This window comes from Polaromonas sp. (genome assembly GCF_010365105.1).
In the GTDB taxonomy this organism is placed as follows: domain Bacteria; phylum Pseudomonadota; class Gammaproteobacteria; order Burkholderiales; family Burkholderiaceae_C; genus Polaromonas.
On the sequence record NZ_JAAFGZ010000001.1, the window covers coordinates 261,543 to 279,617 of the forward strand.

An 18,075-nucleotide genomic window follows, 5' to 3' on the forward strand; every position below is an offset into this window, starting at 1 on the left:
GGCAGTCGGGTCGCCTTTCTTTTGCTTACTTTTCTTTGGCGAAGCAAAGAAAAGTGAGTTGCCGCCGGGCAACCCCCGGCCCCAGTCCCCAGCAAAGTCACACCCACTTCAAAACCGCCACAAGGACGCAGCCATGCTGACAGTCAAAAACATCAACCAATACTACGGCGGCGGCTCCCACATCCTGCGCGACGTGAGCCTCGAAGCCCATCCGGGAAAAGTCACCGTCCTGCTGGGCCGCAACGGCGTCGGCAAGACCACGCTGCTCAAATCCCTCATGGGCCTGGTTCCCATCAAGACCGGCACCATCGAATTCAACGGCCAGCAAATCCAGAAATACACCCCTTACGAACGGGCAAGGGCAGGCATCGGATTCGTCCCACAGGGCCGCGAAATCTTCGCCCGCCTGACGGTCGAGGAAAACCTGCGCATGGGCCTGGCCTACAAAAGCGCCGGCACGCCGATTCCCGCCGAGCTGTTCGAGTTGTTCCCGGTCCTCAAGCAAATGCTCAACCGCCGGGGCGGCGACCTCTCGGGCGGGCAGCAGCAGCAGCTTGCCATTGCCCGCGCCCTGGCCGCCAAGCCCAGGCTGCTGATCCTCGACGAGCCGACCGAAGGCATCCAGCCCAGCATCATCAAGGACATCGGCCGCGTCATCCGCATGCTCGCCGACCGGGGTGACATGGCGATCCTGCTGGTCGAGCAGTACTACGACTTTGCCGAGGAGCTGGCCGACGACTACCTGGTCATGGAACGCGGCGAGTTCATTGCACGCGGGCAGGGGAAAGACATGCAGGCCGATGGCGTGCGCCAGCTGGTGGCAATCTGAACGCAGTCCGCACGACACTGCAAGGGCCCTTCCTGGCGGGCGTGCTGATTGACCGGATCGTCAAAAACTCCATGACCTTGGCTGTCAGGCGCCAGGCAAAAACACCGGATTGCTGGGGGATACTATCGGGTTATCCCCACAGGGCGCTTCAACGACGCGCTCGACTCGATGAAAGTTTTCCCCCCTTACCTGTACGCTGGCGAAAGCAGTTCCGACGGCAATGTACGCGCGATGCGGCTGGCCACGGCACTGGTGCTCGTGGTCAGTTTGGGCGTAACTGCGTCGGCCTTGCGCTGGCAGCAGCAAGAACTTCAAGTCAGGGCACGGAACCGCTTCGAGCAGCAGGTCGAACGCATCGAAGCCGACGTCAAACATCACCTCAACCTGCCCTTTACCGGCCTGAAAGGGGCAGCGGGCGTTTACGCCGCCAGCGCCTCGGTGGAACGGGCCGAGTTCCGCGCCTTTGTCGAGTCGAGCAACGTCGGGCTCGAATACCCCGGAATCCGCGGCTTTGGCTTTATCGAACGGCTTAACGCCAGTACTGTGAATTCTTTTGTCGCAGCGCAGCGGCGCGATGACAGCCCCGGTTTCACGGTAAAAAACCGGGGCACGGCGTCAGAGCTGTACGTCATCAAGTTTTTGGAGCCTGCCGCGCCCAACCAGGCTGCGCTGGGACTCAATCTTGCCGACGACCCGGTCCGCATGCAGGCGATCGATCGCGCCATCACGACCGGCGAGGCAACGCTCAGCGGGCGCACCCAGCTGGTTCAGGATGACCGCCAGCGACCTGCATTTGTATATTTTCTGCCGATCTACCGCCAGGGACTGCAGCCCGCCACGGTAGTGCAGCGACAAGCCGAATTGCTGGGTATTTTGCTGGCGCCTGTGGTGGTGGAGGAAATCATGGCCGAAGTCACCGCCGGGATGGGGGGCCAGACCCGCCTTGCGGTCTATGACAGTCTGGATGATGCGGGTACGACCCCCGACAAGCTGTTGTTTGAACTCGGCGGCGTTCCCAGCCTGGCCAGGGGCGCCATGCCGATGTTCGAGACCTCACGCGTCACGCTTGTCGGCGGCCGGCCGCTGACGCTGCGCATGGGCACCACGGATGCCTTTGAAGCCCAGCAAGGCACACTGGCGCCCTGGCTGCTGGGCTTGTCAGGCAGCGCGCTGAGCGGCCTGCTGGCCCTGATCATCTGGCTGCTGGGCAGTGGCCGGGCACGCGCCCTGGCGCTGGCGCAGCGGATGACCGCTGATCTGGCGCATGAACGCCAGCGCCTTCACAACATTGTGGAAGGAACCAATGTGGGGACGTGGGTATGGCACGTGCAGACCGGAATGCTTCAGCTCGACGAACGCTGGGCAGCAATGATGGGGTATGACCTGTCGCAACTGGGCCCGCAGCAGATCAGCGACTGGCGCGAGCGCATCCATCCTGACGAGGTGCAAGCGGTAACGGCCGCGCTGAAACGGCATTTCCGGGGGGAAAGCCAGTATTTTGAATGCGAACACCGGATACGCCATCGCGACGGCCGCTGGATATGGGTGCTGGACCGGGGCAAGGTGTCGACCTGGACCCTGGCGGGCAAGCCTGGCCTGATGTCCGGAACGCATATGGATATTTCTGACCGGCAGGAAGCGCAAATGGCGCTGCGCACCAGCGAAGAAAACTTTCGCCAGCTGTTCGAAAGCAGCCTTCACGGCATTTTGCAGTCCACGCCAAACGGCTCGATCCAGTATGCCAATCCGGCGGCCTGCCAGCTGTTCGGGCTGACCCAGGACGAGATCCGGCAGCGCGGGCGCGCCGGACTGATGGACAGCCATGACTCCCGCTTTCATATCCTGGTGGCGCAGGCCCTGCTGTCCGGCCATGCCAGGGGTGAGGTCACCATGCACCGGGGCGACGGCTCACGGTTTGAATGTGAACTGTCGCTGACCAATTACCTGACGCCAGGCGGCGAGGCGTGCAACAACCTGTTTTTGCGCGACGTGACCAAGCGCAAGCAGGCCGAGGCCGAGATCAACGCGCTGAACACGCAACTTGAGGACAAGGTCAGGCAACGCACTGCCGAACTGGAGGCCGCCAACAAGGAGCTGGAAGCTTTCTCGTATTCCGTGGCGCATGATTTGCGGGCACCTTTGCGCTCGATTGACGGCTTCAGCCACCTGCTTGAAAAGACCATCGCCATCGAGACAGCGGAACGATCACGACACTACATGCAGCGCATCCGCGCCGGGGTCAGGCAGATGGGCGAACTCACCGATGGCCTGCTGACGCTGGCCCATGTGTCGCGCACCAGTTTGAAGAACGAAACCGTCAACCTGCACGCCATGGCAGCAGCCGTCCTGCAAGCCTGCGGCGAGCAGGACGATGGCCGGATGGTGAAGGTCAACGTTCAGTCCGGCCTGGTCGCGATGGGCGACCGCGCGTTGCTGCGCCAGGTGATGGAGAACCTGATCGGAAATGCCTGGAAGTTCACGGCCCATGCAACCAGCGCGGAAATCTGGATCGGTCAATTGCCCGAAGACGGTCCGGGCATGACGACGTTCTACGTTCGTGACAACGGTGCCGGTTTTGACATGGCTTATGTCGAAAAGCTTTTTGGCACTTTTCAGCGCCTGCATTCGCCCGGAGAGTTTTCAGGCACTGGCATAGGGCTGGCCACCACGCACCGGATCGTGACCCGCCATGGTGGCCGCATCTGGGCGCAGGGTGCCGTGGGCGAAGGCGCGACGTTTTTCTTCAGCCTTCCTGCTGCTGTGGTCGCAGGCGTTTTGTAGCTTATTGCGGCGCGGCAGGCACCACGGTCTCGCTTTGGCGCAGCACGCCGCCGCCGGCCACGCTGCCTTCCAGCTGGGCCTGCGCCTGGACACGGGCACGGCAGGCGGCAGCGTCTTCGCTTTCCTTGAAGACTTCGCAGCGCCGCATGGCGTTGGCGCTGTAGTCGCCGCCATTGTGCAGCGTGCCTGCGCGTTTTTCCGCATTCGCATTGCGCACTTCCCTGAGGCAGGCGGCCCGGTCCTGCTGGGTCTTGCCGCTGTTGCAGGTCGCCAGTTCGCTTTTGGCCTTGCCCGAGGCATCCAGGCCGGTGGTGTCCAGAGGCGCTACCTGGGCGGTCGCTGCCGACATGGCAAGCAGGGCGGCGAGTCCAAAACAGCGCGCACCCTTACCGGTGCGCTTGTTCTGCAAGGGCGCCACGGAACGGAACTTGAGGGATGTGAACATGGTCGGGACTCCTGATAAAGATGGATGTAAGGAAGTGTGAAACCACCAGGCTTTGCAGGCTGACAGGAAATGCGGCCGGCCGGGCGCGTGCTATGACGGAATCGGCTGTAGGACCTGTCCTTCAGCAAGACGCAGGGGCATCGCCTTGCGGTTTGTGCCCTGAAAGCATTGCCTACATCGACCAGATGCGCGGCGTGGACGCCGGCAGCTGCCAGAAATGCCCGCGCCAGGCCTGCCAGACCTGCCTGAGCAATGCCATTGCCGGCTCGACCAGCGGCGCCAGTACCCGCACGACGACCACCTGTGCATCGGGGCTGGTGGCGCCTGCCGTGGCGCGCAAGTCATGCGCCTCGATGACCTCCCGCGCCACGTCCAGCGCGGCCTGCCGGCGGTTGCGCTCCAGCTTGCTGCCGGCCACGAAGAAGATCGACGCCAGGCAGCGGTGGCCTGCCATACCCAGCGGGCTGTTCATCAGCAGCGTGTCGCTGGCGTTGATGCGTGCGCGTTCCAGCCACACGCCGGGCATTTCGATGTGCTGGCAGAAATGGCCGTGCGCAAACGGCAGGCTGGCTGCGGGCAGGCCGAACGCTGTCACGTCCCAGCCGATCAGTTCGGCACCGGGCGCGAGTTCCATCGTCAGGCGGTTTTCCGCCAGGCAGCCGCTGTAGCAGATCGCCTCCAGCGGCAGCCACTCCATGCGCGCGCCGGCTTGCAGCGACAAGCGGGTGCGCTGCAATGCGGCTTCGCCGGTGGAGCGGTAAAAGCGCGTGGCGCCGGGCGTTGTGACCAGGCCATGTGCGCCCGTGCCGGCGCTGAAGGCCAGGTCCAGCGTGTCGCCGCCCACCAGCCCGCCGGGCGGATGGACGATGACGTTGTGGCAGATGACGTCGCCTTCCGGGTACAGGCTTTGCAGGATGCGCAGCGGGCCGCTGTGGCGAAAATGGGCGACGGTAGTTGAAGCCTGTCGGGTGTAGTCGAGTGCCAGCGTTGCGTTCCATGTCATCGCCGCAGTTTAACGCGGCAGTCGAGCAAAATGCACCCGATTTGCTACTAAATCAATAGCTGATTATGCCCGTGGAGTATGCGCAAGAGACCTGTTTGATACAAAATTTCGGCCGGTGGCATGCCGCAGCGCCGGCCGTGGCTTCAGCGCGGGCATGCACTGAAGCCGCCGGCCCGGACTTCAGGGAAGCGCCAGCAGCTTTTCTTTTGCCTCGCTGATGCGCAGCGCCAGGTGGTCCAGCGCTTGCTGGACCTGATCGACCAGCACCAGGCACAGGTCGCCCGGCTGCAGGCGCGACAGCGCCTCGTCGATGGCGGCAAACTCGCCGCGCACCTCGTCGATCCGCGTCGTGCGGCTGGCGCCTTGCAGGCCACTGCGCAGCAGCGCCATCACCTCGCCGTCGGCCCGGCCGCGCTGGGCGGCGTCCTGGTACAGGATCACCTCGTCAAACGCCGCGCCCAGAATGACCGTCTGGTCGGTGATGTCGCTGTCGCGCCGGTCGCCCGCGCCGCTGATGACCACGCTGCGGCGCTGGGCCGGCATGGCATTGACGGCGCCCACCAGCGCCAGCATGGCGTCGGGGTTGTGGCCGTAGTCGGCGATCACGGTGGCACCGGCGTAATCCATCACGTTGAAGCGGCCGGGCGCATTGTGGGTGTCAGTGACGAAACTCGCCAGGCCGCTCCTGATCGTGTCCCAGCTCAGGTTGACGGCCCAGGCCGCTGCCACCGCCGCCATGGCGTTTTCGACCTGAAAGCCGATGGTGCCGCCGCGCGTGATGGGAATGCCCTGCAGCGCGATGCGCTCGACGCGCGAGCCTTCGGCGGCGACCAGCATCGGGCCATCGACAAACACCGTGCGCTTGCCCTGCGCCCGGTGCGTTGCCATCAGCGGGTGGTGGCGGTCGGTGGCAAAAAAGATCACCTTGCCGGGGCAGGCCCGGGCCATCTCGGTGACGATGGCGTCGGCCGCGTTGAGCACCGCGTAACCGGTGGGCGCGACGTTTTGCACGATCACGCGCTTGAGCACCCCCAGGTCTTCCACCGTGGTGATGTAGTTCAGCCCGAGGTGGTCGCCGCTGCCGATGTTGGTGACCACGGCGACTTCGCAGCGGTCAAAGCCCAGCCCTTCGCGCAGCACGCCGCCACGCGCGACTTCGAACACGGCGGCATCGACGTCCGGGTGCATCAGCACGTTGCGTGCGCTTTTCGGGCCACTGCAGTCGCCGCTGTCGGTTTGCCGGCCGTTGATGTACACGCCGTCGGTGTTGGTCATGCCGGTGCGCAGGCCGTGCGCCGCCAGCAGGTGGGCAATCAGGCGCGTGGTGGTGGTCTTGCCGTTGGTGCCGGTCACGGCAATCACCGGAATGCGGCCGTTGTCGCCAGCCGGAAACATCTCGTCGACCATGGCAGCGCCCACGGCACGCCCCTTGCCGTAAGACGGCGAGATGTGCATGCGCAGGCCGGGCGCGGCGTTGACCTCGACCACTCCGCCGTTTTGCGCCTCCAGCGGGTGCAGCATGCTCTCGCACACCACATCGACGCCGCAGATGTGCAGGCCAATCATCTGTGCGGCCGCCACGGCGCGGGCGGCGACTTCCGGATGTACCTCGTCGGTCACATCGGTGGCGGTGCCGCCGGTGGACAGGTTGGCGTTGTTGCGCAGAATCACGCGCTGGCCTTTGGGCGGCACCGAAGCGGGTGTGAGGCCTTGCGTATCGAGCCGGGCCACAGCGATGTCGTCAAAGCGGATTTTGGTCAGCGACGTGGAATGGCCCGCGCCGCGCTTGGGGTCGAGGTTGACCAGATCGACCAGCTCGCGCACGCTGTGCAGGCCGTCGCCGACCACCTGCGGCGGCTCGCGCCGGGCGGCAGCCACCAGCCTGTCGCCGACCACCAGCAGGCGAAAGTCGCAGCCGGGCAGGAAGCGCTCAACCATGACCTCGCCGTGCTCGGCGGCGGCGCGGTAGGCGATGTCGAGGTGCTCGCGCGTCGTGATGTTGACCGTCACGCCCTTGCCCTGGTTGCCGTCCTGCGGCTTGAGCACCACCGGCAGGCCGATTTCCAGTGCTGCTGCCCAGGCGTCGTCCGGGTCGCTGGCCGGACGGCCCAGCGGCACCGGAACGCCGGCGGCGCGCAGCAGCTTTTTGGTCAGGTCCTTGTCCTGCGCGATGGATTCGGCCACGGCGCTGGTGCTGTCGAGTTCGGCGGCCTGGATGCGGCGCTGGCGCGAGCCCCAGCCGAACTGCACCATGCTGCCCTTGGTCAGGCGGCGAAAGGGAATGCCACGCGCCACGGCGGCATCTACAATCGCGCCGGTGCTCGGTCCCATGCGCTCGTCTTCATCGAGGCCCTGCAGGCGGCCAATGGCTGCCTGCAGGTCAAAAGGCGTCTGCTGCAGGGCCGCATGCACCAGCGCCCGGGCGAGTTCGAACGCCAGGCGGCCCACCGCTTCTTCGCTGTACTCGACCACGACCTGGTAGGTGCCGGGCTCCAGCGTGGCCGAGGTGCGGCTGAAGGTGACCGGGCAGCCGGCGGCGGCCTGCAGTTCCAGCGCGGCGGCTTCAAGCACATGCGCCAGCGACGCCGGACCGGCGGGGCCGGTGTCGCGCAGCACGCCGATGTCCGGAAACAGGGCGCGCAGGCGCGGCTCGAAGCCGGGCAACTGGTCGATGGAGCATTCGTCAGGCGTGCAGGCGACGATGGCTTCAAGGGCGGTGCGGCGGCTCCAGAGGTTGGGGCCGCGCAGGGCCCGGATACGGGAAACTTCCATCAGGCTGCCCTCCCGGCAGGTAGTGGGTTGGATTCAAAAGCCTCGATGCCCGCGCCGATCAGGTTGAGCGGAATATCGAGCGCCCAGGCCGTGGCAACGGCGGCCAGCAGCGAAGGCTCGGAGATGCCGCTTTGGGCATGGCGCTTGCACCAGGCGCTGAGCTTGCCCAGACCGGGCAAAAAGGACTCCGCCCCGCCGGTGGCCAGAACGACCTGGTTCTGCCGCACGTACACGGCGCGGCCGTTGCCGGCGCGGTGCGTGGCAAGGGTCGCCGCGCCCGGGTCGCTGCTGTAGAAAATCACTTCGCCGTCGCACAGCCGCTGCATTTCCACCACGCCGGCATCGGCGGCATTGAGCACCGCAGCGCCGCCCGGCAGCACCACATCGACCTGTGAGCGAAGGACCTTGAACATCTGGGCGTCGTCAAAAATGTCGAATTCTGCCAGTCCGGCAGCGCCGCCCAGGTCGGTGACCACGCCCACCTGGCAGCGGTCGTAGGCCAGTCCGGTGCGCAGGATGGTGTCGGCGCCGTTTTCAAACACCGCCGCCTGCACTGCCCGGTTGATCAGCAGGCGCTGGCCGGCTTCCCAGCTGGTGCTATCGGCGCTTTCCACGCGGCGCTGGTCCAGGAACAGCCCGTCCCGGCAGGCCAGGCCGGTGTAGCGACCCGACAGGTGCAGCAGCCAGGCCACCAGCCGCGCAATGTGCTGCGTGCCACCCAGTCCGGCAATGCCGACGATGGGAATGCGCCCGTCGCTGCCCTGGCTGCGGTGGTCCGGCGTTTCGGCATGGCGCGCAAACAGGTGGTCGCAGATGGCCCGGCCCACGGGCCGGGGCGCGCCCTGCGCGGGCTTGAGGTGCATCAGCAGGCCGGGGCCGGCGTTGACCTCGACGATCGCGCCGCCCTGGCTGTGCAGCGGGCGCGAGATGTCCTGCGCCACCACGTCGATGCCAGCAATGTCCAGGCCCACCACGCGGGCGGCCAGCGAGACGATGTAGTCCACTTCAGGATGCACCTCGTCGGTGCAGTCGATGGCCACGTTGCCGTTGCGCTGGATCAGCACCTCGCGGCCGGCGGCGGGAACGGCGTCGGGCGTCAGGCCCTGGCGCTGCAGTTCGAGCACGATGGCGCCGTCGGTGGCGGTGTCGATGCGGCTGAGCGGAAAATCCTCGCCCAGGCCGCGCCGGGGGTCGGTGTTGAGCTGTTCGTCGATCAGTTGTTTGATGCTCGACTGGCCGTCGCCGGTGATGGATGCCACCTCGCCGCGCGCAGCCGCCACCACGCGGCCACCGACGACCAGCAGGCGGTGTTCATGGCCGCGCACATGGCGCTCGACCATCACCTCGCTGCCTTCGGGCTCGGCCACTGCAAAGGCGGCCATCACTTCTTCACGGGTGTTCAGCTCCAGCGACACGCCCCGGCCGTGGTTGGCGTCGGACGGCTTGACGACCACCGGCAGGCCGATATCCTCTGCCGCGTCCCAGGCTTCTTCGGCGCTGTTCACGATGGTGCCTTCGGGCACCGGCACGCCGCAGCTGGCCAGCAGGCTTTTGGTCAGGTCCTTGTCGTGGGCAATGCTTTCGCCAATGGCGCTGGTCAGGTCGGTTTCGGCCGTCCAGATGCGCCGCTGGTTGGCGCCGTAGCCGAGCTGCACCAGGTTGCCGTCGTTCAGGCGGATGTGCGGAATGCCCCGGTCGGTGGCTGCGGCCACGATGGCCGCCGTGCTGGGGCCTAGGTAGCAGTCGTCGATCTGGTCGCGGATGGCCTGTACGGCTGCCTGCACATCGGCGGCGGTGTATGGCTGGTTATTGATGGCGGCCATCAGCAGCCGGTGGCCCTCGGCCAGCGCGGTGCGGGCCACCTGCTCGTTGCGCGCCCGGAACACCATGCGGTACACACCGTGCCTGGACGTGCTGCGCGTCTGGCCAAAGCCGGTCGGCATGTCGGACAGGTTGAGCAGCTCGATCACCACGTGTTCCAGCACATGGCCGGTCCAGGTGCCTTCGTTCAGGCGCTGCAGGAAGCCGCCGCGCTCGCCGACGCCGCAGTGGTGCTCCAGCAGCGCCGGCAGAAGGCCCAGCAGCCGGTCGTTGAAGCCGGGCAGCAGGTTGCTCGGAAAGTCTTCCAGCGCGCCCAGGTCCAGCCACACTTCCAGCACCGAGCGGTAGGTCCAGATGTTGGGTCCGCGCAGGTAGTGGATGCGCAGCAGTTTGATATCGTCCAGCTTGCTCATGGTTGGCAAATTTGTTTAGGTCAACCGGCCGGGCCGGTGCAACGTTTTGATTCCGGTCCGGCGACATGCCGGCCAGGGGTGGATGAGAGAATCATGATCGATGGGGCTGGCCTCATTGTGACGCTTTGCGAATTCGGGATGACACGGGCTGGGCCTGCCATCGGCACCTGGGGGTCAATCTCGCGGGCGGAGCCGACCGCTTGGGCGAAAATCCAGGTTTTGAATGCCTTTCGCACCGCGCCCGTACGCTTCGGGGGTGTCGGACCTGCCACCGGCAAGACGGTCACGACCGGAAAATGAATTCGAGACAACATGCAACATCAGCACCCTGTGGAAGATTCCAGCTCCGACGACCCGGCACTCGCAGGGCTTGTGTCACAACTGGCAACCCAAGAGAACGTTTTGTGTACCTTGCTGGTTGACCTGGACCCGACGCTGCATTTTGCCGCCGGCGCGCTGGTCCTGACGGACCGCCGCCTGCTCTCGCGCAGCGCTGCCGGCAAGTGGTCCAGCCTGTTCATGCAGAATCCTGACGACGAGCCCATCCAGAAACTCGATTTGCGCCATTTCGACCATGCCGGTGTCGGCACGCTGGAACTGCATGATGTCCAGGGCGAGCCATCGCGGCGCCTGGCCCTGTGGCGCTTCACCCTGGGTGCGAATCCGCAGGCCTTGCGCATGGTGCGGCTGTTTGCGCTGCAACAGGCCCGTCGCCAGGCCGGCGCAGCCCGGCTCAAGGCGATTGCGCTGGACCGTGCGGGTCAGGAGATCCCTGTGTGCCCCGAATGCGATGCGCCGCTGCCGCCGGACAGTGACGAGTGCCCGGCCTGCGCCCGCGAAGTCCACACACCGCCCTCGACCTGGGTGCTGCTGCGGCTGTGGCGCTTTGCCCGGCCCTACCGCTGGCAGTTGCTGTCGGGCTTTTTGCTGACGCTGGCGTCCACCGCCGCCACGCTGGTGCCGCCTTACCTGACGATTCCGCTGATGGACGACATCCTGATCCCGTTCCAGAACGGCCAGCAGATCGAACCCGGCAAGGTCGGGATGATCCTGGGCGCGCTGCTTGCCGCTGCTCTGCTGGGCTGGGCGCTGAACTGGGCTCGCACCTATCTGCTGGCGCTGGTGTCCGAGCGCATCGGCGCCGACCTGCGAACCGCCACGTTTGACCACCTGCTGGAGCTGTCGCTGGACTACTTCGGCGCCAAGCGCACCGGCGACCTGATGTCGCGCATCGGCTCGGAGACCGACCGCATCTGCGTGTTTTTGTCGCTGCACGCGCTGGACTTCGCCACCGACGTGCTGATGATCGGCATGACTGCCGCCATTTTGTTTTCCATCAACCCCTACCTGGCGCTGGCCACGCTGGTGCCGCTGCCCTTTATCGGCTGGATGATCCATGTGGTGCGCGACAAGCTGCGCACCGGTTTTGAGAAGATCGACCGCGTCTGGTCGGACGTGACGAACGTGCTGTCCGACACCATTCCCGGCATCCGGGTGGTCAAGGCGTTTGCGCAGGAAAAACGCGAGGCCGAGCGCTTTCGCGTTGTCAACCAGCTCAACCTGGCGGTCAATGACCGGCTGAACAAGGTCTGGTCGCTGTTCACGCCCACGGTATCGTTGCTGACCGAAATGGGCCTGCTGGTGGTCTGGGCCTTTGGCATCTGGCTGATGTCCAAGCAGCAGATCACGGTCGGCGTGCTGACCGCCTTCATTGCCTACATCGGGCGCTTTTACGGCCGGCTCGACTCGATGAGCCGCATCGTCTCGGTGACGCAAAAGGCGGCGGCCGGCGCCAAGCGCATCTTCGACATCCTGGACCATGTGTCCAACGTACCGGAGCCGGCGCAGCCGGTGAAGATCGACCGGCTGCAGGGCCGCATCGAGATGAAGGGGCTGGGCTTTCGCTACGGCAACCGCTCGGTGATTCGCGGGCTCGACCTGGAAATAAAACCCGGCGAAATGATCGGCCTGGTCGGCCACAGCGGCTCGGGCAAAAGCACGCTGGTCAATCTGCTGTGCCGCTTTTACGACGTGACCGACGGCAGCATCCAGGTCGATGGCACCGACATAAGGCGTTTTGCCGTGGCCGACTACCGGCGCCATATCGGCCTGGTGCTGCAGGAACCGTTTTTGTTCTACGGCACGATTGCCGAGAATATTGCCTACGGCAAGCCTGGCGCCACCCGCGCCGAAATCGTCGCCGCCGCGCGCGCCGCGCATGCGCACGAATTCATCCTGCGGCTGCCGCAGGCCTACGACTCGCTGGTCGGCGAGCGCGGCCAGGGCCTGTCGGGCGGCGAGCGCCAGCGCATCTCGATTGCCCGCGCCTTGCTGATCGACCCGCGCATCCTGATCATGGACGAAGCCACCTCGTCGGTCGATACCGAGACCGAAAAGGAAATCCAGAAGGCGCTGGACAACCTGGTGCAGGGCCGCACGACGATAGCGATTGCGCACCGTTTATCTACGCTGCGCAAGGCCGACCGGCTGGTGGTGATGGACCGTGGGCAGGTAGTTGAAGTCGGCCCGCACGACGAATTGATGGCCAGACAGGGCCACTACTGGCGGCTGTACGAGGCGCAGTCGCGCCAGGTCGATGACAAGGGCGAGGACAGCAGCGCCGCCGAAAGCAGCCGCGCCAGCAGCGTGGCAGTGGCCACGTCGCAGCTGGAGCACACCGCCCAGCGGACCGGCGGCAGCAGTTAGTGCCTGAATGAAAGACCTTTCACCCACCGCAAACTCCGGTTTGAAACCGCCCCTTTCAGGGATACAAAACGCATTCGGCACAAGGATGGCCTTTTCCGGATTTCGCTCAAGCGGTGCTTGGGCGTGGATTGAAACATGATCAATTTCATCTATACCCCCGATTTCCTGCTCAGGCGCGATGCGTCGGGCCGGCTGTGGTTCACGGACGCGCATGGCGACATCCATGACGGCGTGGTGCCGGTGCGGGCCTTTCCGCTGGCCGCGCCCGAGGAGTGCATTTCGCTGGTCGGCACCGACGGCCATGAGCTGGTCCTGATCGAGCGGCTGGCCGATGTGCCGGCCGGCCCGCAGGCGCTGCTGCGCGAAGAGCTGGCACTGCGCGACTTCATGCCCGAAATCCGGCGGCTGGTCAGCGTGTCCTCGTTCGGCACGCCCAGCGTCTGGACGGTGGAGACCGACCGGGGCAACACGGCCTTCGTGCTCAAGGGCGAGGAAGACATTCGCCGCATCAAAGGCAGCGCCCTCCTGATTGCCGGCAGCGAAGGCGCGCAGTACAGCATTGCCGACATGACCGCGCTGGACAAGGCGTCGCGCCGGCTGCTGGAGCGGTTTCTTTAAAGCGGAACCCGTTTGACTGGCCATCACGGTATGCAAGACATCCAGCATTTTTTGCTACTGAATTAATAGCTGATAGCGAAGATGCAGCGCGCGCAACAAGCCTGTTTGATGCGCGCATCTTCAATCCCGCAACCCGACCGTTCAGGTCTGGCCTGAAGCACAAATTCGGGCAAGCCCCCATCCCAACCTTCCCCCAGCGGGGAAAGGAGCAAGTCAGGCCCTCAGCGCCCCGCGCCCGCGTTGGCCACGGCCAGCGCCGTCATGTTCAGGATGCGCCGCACCGTGGCCGAGGGCGTCATGACATGCACCGTGGCAGCCGCGCCCAGCAGGATGGGCCCGATGGTGATGCCTTCGCCGCCGGTGACTTTCAGCACGTTGAACAGGATGTTGGCCGCATCGAGGTTGGGGCAGATCAGGATGTTGGCTTCGCCCGTGAGCGTGGTGTCCATCAGCGAGTTGCGGCGAATGGTTTCCGACAGGGCCGCGTCGCCATGCATTTCACCGTCGCATTCGACGTCCGGGGCCATCTGGGTGAACAGCTCGCGGGCGCGCCGCATCTTCAGGGCGGAAGCCCGCTTGGACGAGCCGTAGTTGGAATGCGACAAAAACGCCACCTTGGGCGGCAGGCCGAAGCGCCGCACTTCCTCGGCGGCCATCAGCGCAATGCTGGCCAGCAGTTCGGCACTCGGGTCTTCGTTGACAAAGGTGTCGGCGATGAACAGCGTGTGCTTGGGCAGCATCAAGGCATTGAGCGCGGCAAAACCGGGCGCGCCGTCCTTCAGGCCGATGATGTCGCGGATATGGTCCAGGTGCACGTCGAAGCGCCCGTGCAGGCCGCACAGCATGGCGTCGGCGTCGCCCAGGTGAACCATCAGCGCGCCAATGCTGGTGGTTGATCGGCGCACTGCGGCCTTGGCGGCTTCGGGGCTGATACCTTCGCGGCCCAGCAGCCGGTGGTAGGTTTCCCAGTACTGGCGAAAGCGCGAGTCGTCCTCGGGGTTGACGCATTCGACATCCTTGCCCAGCCGCATGCGCAGGCCGGCTTTCAGGATGCGCGCCTCGATCACGGCCGGTCGGCCGATCAGGATCGGCGTGGCGATGCCGTCGTCGAGCGCCAACTGGGCGGCTCGCAGCACGCGCTCGTCCTCGCCCTCGGCATAGGCCACGCGCTTGGCGGTGGCGGCGCGGGCGGCGCCGAACACCGGACGCATCAGCATGCCGGTGGAATAGACAAAGCGGCTCAGGCTCTGGCGGTAGGCTTCCATGTCCTGGATCGGCCGCGTGGCCACGCCCGAGGCCTCGGCGGCCTTGGCCACGGCCGGGGCGATGCGCAAGATCAGCCGCGAGTCGAACGGCGTCGGGATCAGGTAGTCGGGGCCAAAGGACAGTTCCTGCCCGGCATACGCACGCGCCACTTCCTCGCTGATGTCGGCCTTTGCCAGGTTGGCGATCTCGCGCACGCAGGCGAGCTTCATTTCCTCGGTGATCTTGCTCGCGCCGCAGTCGAGCGCGCCGCGGAAGATGTACGGGAAGCACAGCACGTTGTTGACCTGGTTCGGGTAGTCCGAGCGGCCGGTGGCAATGATGCAGTCGGGCCGCACGGCCTTGGCCAGCTCGGGCCGGATTTCAGGCTCCGGATTGGCCAGCGCCAGGATGATGGGGCTCTTGGCCATGGTCATGACCATGTCCTGCGTCAACACGCCGGGCGCCGAGCAGCCCAGGAACACGTCGGCGCCATTGACCGCGTCGGCCATGCTGCGTTCTGCACCAGTCTGTGCGTAACGCGCTTTTGACTCGTCAAAACCGCCAGGCCGGCCTTCGTAAATCACACCCTTGGAGTCGCAGACAAAGATGTTTTCAACACGCACGCCCAGTCCGACCATCACGTCCAGGCAGGCCAGCGCCGCCGCGCCCGCACCCGACACCGCCACGCGCACCTCGCCGATCTCCTTGCCGACCAGTTCCAGGCCGTTGAGCAGCGCGGCCGACGAGATGATGGCGGTGCCGTGCTGGTCGTCATGGAACACAGGGATGTTCATGCGCTCGCGCAGCTTTTTCTCGATGTAGAAGCACTCCGGCGCCTTGATGTCTTCCAGGTTGATGCCGCCCAGCGTCGGCTCCATGGCGGCAATGATGTCCACCAGCTTGTCGGGGTCGTTCTCGTTCAGCTCGATGTCGAACACGTCGATGCCGGCGAATTTCTTGAACAGGCAGCCCTTGCCTTCCATCACCGGTTTGGCGGCCAGCGGGCCGATGTTGCCCAGCCCCAGCACGGCGGTGCCGTTGGTGATCACGCCGACCAGGTTGCCGCGCGAGGTGAAGTCATGCGCCAGCGACGGGTCGGCCTGGATGTCCAGGCAGGGGTAGGCGACGCCGGGCGAATAGGCCAGCGACAGGTCGCGCTGGTTGGACAGGGGCTTGGTCGCATTGACCGAAATCTTGCCGCGCGTGGGCAGGCGGTGGTAGTCGCGCGCGGCTTCGCGCAGGGCCAGTTCGGCGGGGGAAAGGGCTTTGTCCATGGTGTCTCCTGACTTTTTGTTGAACACGTGCTGATGAAAAAGCAAAGGGTACTGCAAATGCGCGGGGTTTCATGCTGGACTGTTGCGGGTTGTTGTCTGGAGACGGTCCGAAGCGATTTTTTTAGCGCAAGCCGGGCGCCTGCTGCATACGCGGACCCGTCATGCCGTCGTCACCGACCGAGGCGACAATCCGGCCACTCGCAACTTTTTTCGCCTCACCATGCCTCTCGATTCAAAAGCCGTCCTGCGCCGTCGCCAGGCGCTGGTGCTGTCAGTCGCCAGCACGGCCAGCCTCTGGATGCCGGCCGCGCTGGCGCAAGGCGCGTCCACGCCTTCGGCGGCTTACCCGGAACGCCCCGTCCGCATCGTCGTGCCCTTTGCCCCTGGCGCGGGCACCGATGCGATGGCGCGGCTGGTGGCTCAAAAGCTTGGCGAGGTCATGAACGCGGCGTTTGTGGTTGACAACCGCGCAGGCGCCTCCGGCGCCATCGGCACGCAATATGTGGCGCAAGCACCCGCCGACGGCTACACGCTGCTGCTGGCGGCGTCGCCCTTCACCACCGTGGCCGCGTCGGTGCCTGGCGCCCACTACGACCCGCTGCGCCAGTTCACGCCGGTCGGCATGATTGCCACCGGGCCGCTGGTCTGGGCGGCCAACACTGCGCTGCCCGCCAGCAGCATGCAGGAACTGATCGCGCTGGCCCGGCGGCAACCCGGCCTGCTCAATTACGGCTCGGCCGGCGCCGGCGGCGTGAACCACCTGGTGCTCGAACTGCTCAAGGCACGCACCGGCACCTTCATCACGCACATTCCCTACCGGGGCGTGGCGCCGGCGACGATGGACATGATTGGCGGGCAGATCCAGCTGGTCACCGGCACCATTCCGGCCTTGCTGCCGTTTATCAAGAACGGCAGTGTCAAGCCACTGGCAGTGACCAGCGCCAAGCGCTCCAGCGCACTGCCGGACGTGCCCAGCATGTCGGAAGCCGGCCTGCCGGGCATTGACGTGGTGAACTACTTTGCCCTGATGGCACCGGCCGGCACTCCTGCAGCCATCGTCAACAGCCTGAATGCGGCGATCAACAGGGTCGTCGCACTGCCCGAAGTGCTGGCCCGCTTCAAGGCCGACGCCGTCGAAGCCGCGCCCGGCTCGCCCGCGCTGCTCGGCCACTTCATCGAAGCCGATTACCGCGCCTGGCGCAACGTGGTGAAAACGCAGAACCTGAAGATCGAGTAGCTCGCAGATTGGGAAATCAAGTAACAACAGCAGCCTGAAGTGCCAAGTGCGCGAAGCCAGGTCATCCACCCAACTCAGCAAACCACACGAAGTGGGAAGCGTGGGGGCAATGACCCACCAGCAGGGGCCGCGGAACTGGCTTTGCCAGGCCGCAGGCGAAGCGCCGCCTCGTAGGGCAGCGCAGTACGCTAAGCGACAAGCGTGGAGGCGAGACGCTCCAGCCAGCAGAGGCTGCGGAGCTGGCTTTGCCAGGCCGCAGGCGCAGCGCCGCCTCGTAGGGCAGCGAACCACACGCAGTGGGGAGCGTGGGGGCTCTAATCCTGCCCTTCGGTCAGCGTGTCGAGCTGGAACTTGCCGCTCTTGTGCCACAGCCAGGTGTCGGTATAAACCACCTTGCCCAGCCGGACAGGCGCAGGGAAGGGCGAGGCCTGCCGGATGGTGCGTTCGATTTCCGCCATCACTTCGGGCGCATGGCGCGGCGCGCGCAGCCAGTCCAGCCGGGTCACGCGGCCCAGCCGGTCAATCTCCACATTCATCACCCCCACGGCGTACAACTGCGGCGGCAGCCGGCCCTTGTAGATGCGGTCGGCATTTAGCCCGTACAGGTGGCTGGCGCCGTCTTCACGGTAGGCCCGGGGCGATGCCGCCGAGGAATTGCGGGCCGAGCCCCGGTTGCCGGGCACCGGCCCGACGACACCGGGCGGCTGGACCGGCACTGAAAGGGGCAGGGTCGGCGGCGCCATCTTGCAGGCGCTGGCCATCAGCGCAGCGGCACCCGAGAGCCACCTGAGCAGCCAGAATCGGCGGGGTTTGGATTCAGACATGGGCATATTTTGGTAAGGTGGTTCGGACCGGAATCGGCATGGCGCATCATGCACAGCGGCTGCGGCGACCGGGCCTCAGGGCCTGGAGCGCCTCAAGCCTGTGCCAT

11 protein-coding genes are annotated in these 18,075 nt (G+C 65.6%); 5 read left to right on the plus strand and 6 right to left on the minus strand.

The features are described 5' to 3' along the window. Positions 1–133: 133 nt before the first annotated feature. Entirely contained in the window at positions 134–829 is a 696-nt protein-coding gene (gene urtE / locus GZ092_RS01245) for an urea ABC transporter ATP-binding subunit UrtE (protein WP_293633775.1), read from the plus strand. A gap of 168 nt (positions 830–997) precedes the next feature. Then, entirely contained in the window at positions 998–3,610 is a 2,613-nt protein-coding gene (locus tag GZ092_RS01250; RefSeq protein WP_293633777.1) for a CHASE domain-containing protein, read from the plus strand. 1 nt (position 3,611) lies between these two features. Here the strand turns inward: GZ092_RS01250 and GZ092_RS01255 are convergent, their stop codons facing one another. From GZ092_RS01255 to cphA (GZ092_RS01270), 4 genes are all read right to left on the minus strand, one after another. Further along, positions 3,612–4,055 carry a hypothetical protein gene (locus GZ092_RS01255; protein WP_293633779.1) on the minus strand — a complete coding sequence of 148 codons (444 nt, stop codon included), beginning with the start codon at positions 4,053–4,055 and terminating at the stop codon, positions 3,612–3,614. Between the two features lie 172 nt (positions 4,056–4,227). Next, complete coding sequence (locus GZ092_RS01260; protein WP_293633781.1) at positions 4,228–5,058, minus strand: urease accessory protein UreD; 831 nt, start codon at positions 5,056–5,058, stop codon at positions 4,228–4,230. A 180-nt stretch (positions 5,059–5,238) separates the two neighbouring features. Continuing rightward, positions 5,239–7,830 carry a cyanophycin synthetase gene (cphA, locus tag GZ092_RS01265; protein ID WP_293633783.1) on the minus strand — a complete coding sequence of 864 codons (2,592 nt, stop codon included), beginning with the start codon at positions 7,828–7,830 and terminating at the stop codon, positions 5,239–5,241. Continuing rightward, on the minus strand, positions 7,830–10,064 hold the full coding sequence (gene cphA, locus GZ092_RS01270) for a cyanophycin synthetase (protein ID WP_293633785.1): 2,235 nt from the start codon (positions 10,062–10,064) through the stop codon (positions 7,830–7,832). The genes cphA (GZ092_RS01265) and cphA (GZ092_RS01270) overlap by 1 nt, the downstream gene beginning before the upstream one ends. Positions 10,065–10,376: 312 nt before the next feature. Between cphA (GZ092_RS01270) and GZ092_RS01275 the strand changes: the two genes are divergently transcribed. Both GZ092_RS01275 and GZ092_RS01280 read left to right on the plus strand, forming a co-directional pair. Next, on the plus strand, positions 10,377–12,770 hold the full coding sequence (locus GZ092_RS01275; protein ID WP_293633787.1) for an ABC transporter transmembrane domain-containing protein: 2,394 nt from the start codon (positions 10,377–10,379) through the stop codon (positions 12,768–12,770). A 135-nt stretch (positions 12,771–12,905) separates the two neighbouring features. Next, positions 12,906–13,388, plus strand: a complete 483-nt coding sequence (locus tag GZ092_RS01280; RefSeq protein ID WP_293633789.1) for a DUF1854 domain-containing protein — start codon at positions 12,906–12,908, stop codon at positions 13,386–13,388. A 221-nt stretch (positions 13,389–13,609) separates the two neighbouring features. On the opposite strand, the gene GZ092_RS01285 is transcribed toward GZ092_RS01280, so the two are convergent. Next, complete coding sequence (locus GZ092_RS01285; protein ID WP_293633791.1) at positions 13,610–15,907, minus strand: NADP-dependent malic enzyme; 2,298 nt, start codon at positions 15,905–15,907, stop codon at positions 13,610–13,612. A 220-nt stretch (positions 15,908–16,127) separates the two neighbouring features. On the opposite strand from GZ092_RS01285, the gene GZ092_RS01290 reads away from it, so the two are divergent. Then, positions 16,128–17,144 (plus strand): tripartite tricarboxylate transporter substrate binding protein, encoded by a 1,017-nt coding sequence (locus GZ092_RS01290; protein WP_293633793.1) that lies wholly within the window; start codon positions 16,128–16,130, stop codon positions 17,142–17,144. Between the two features lie 314 nt (positions 17,145–17,458). On the opposite strand, the gene GZ092_RS01295 is transcribed toward GZ092_RS01290, so the two are convergent. Next, complete coding sequence (locus GZ092_RS01295; RefSeq protein WP_293633795.1) at positions 17,459–17,968, minus strand: hypothetical protein; 510 nt, start codon at positions 17,966–17,968, stop codon at positions 17,459–17,461. Positions 17,969–18,075: the final 107 nt, after the last annotated feature.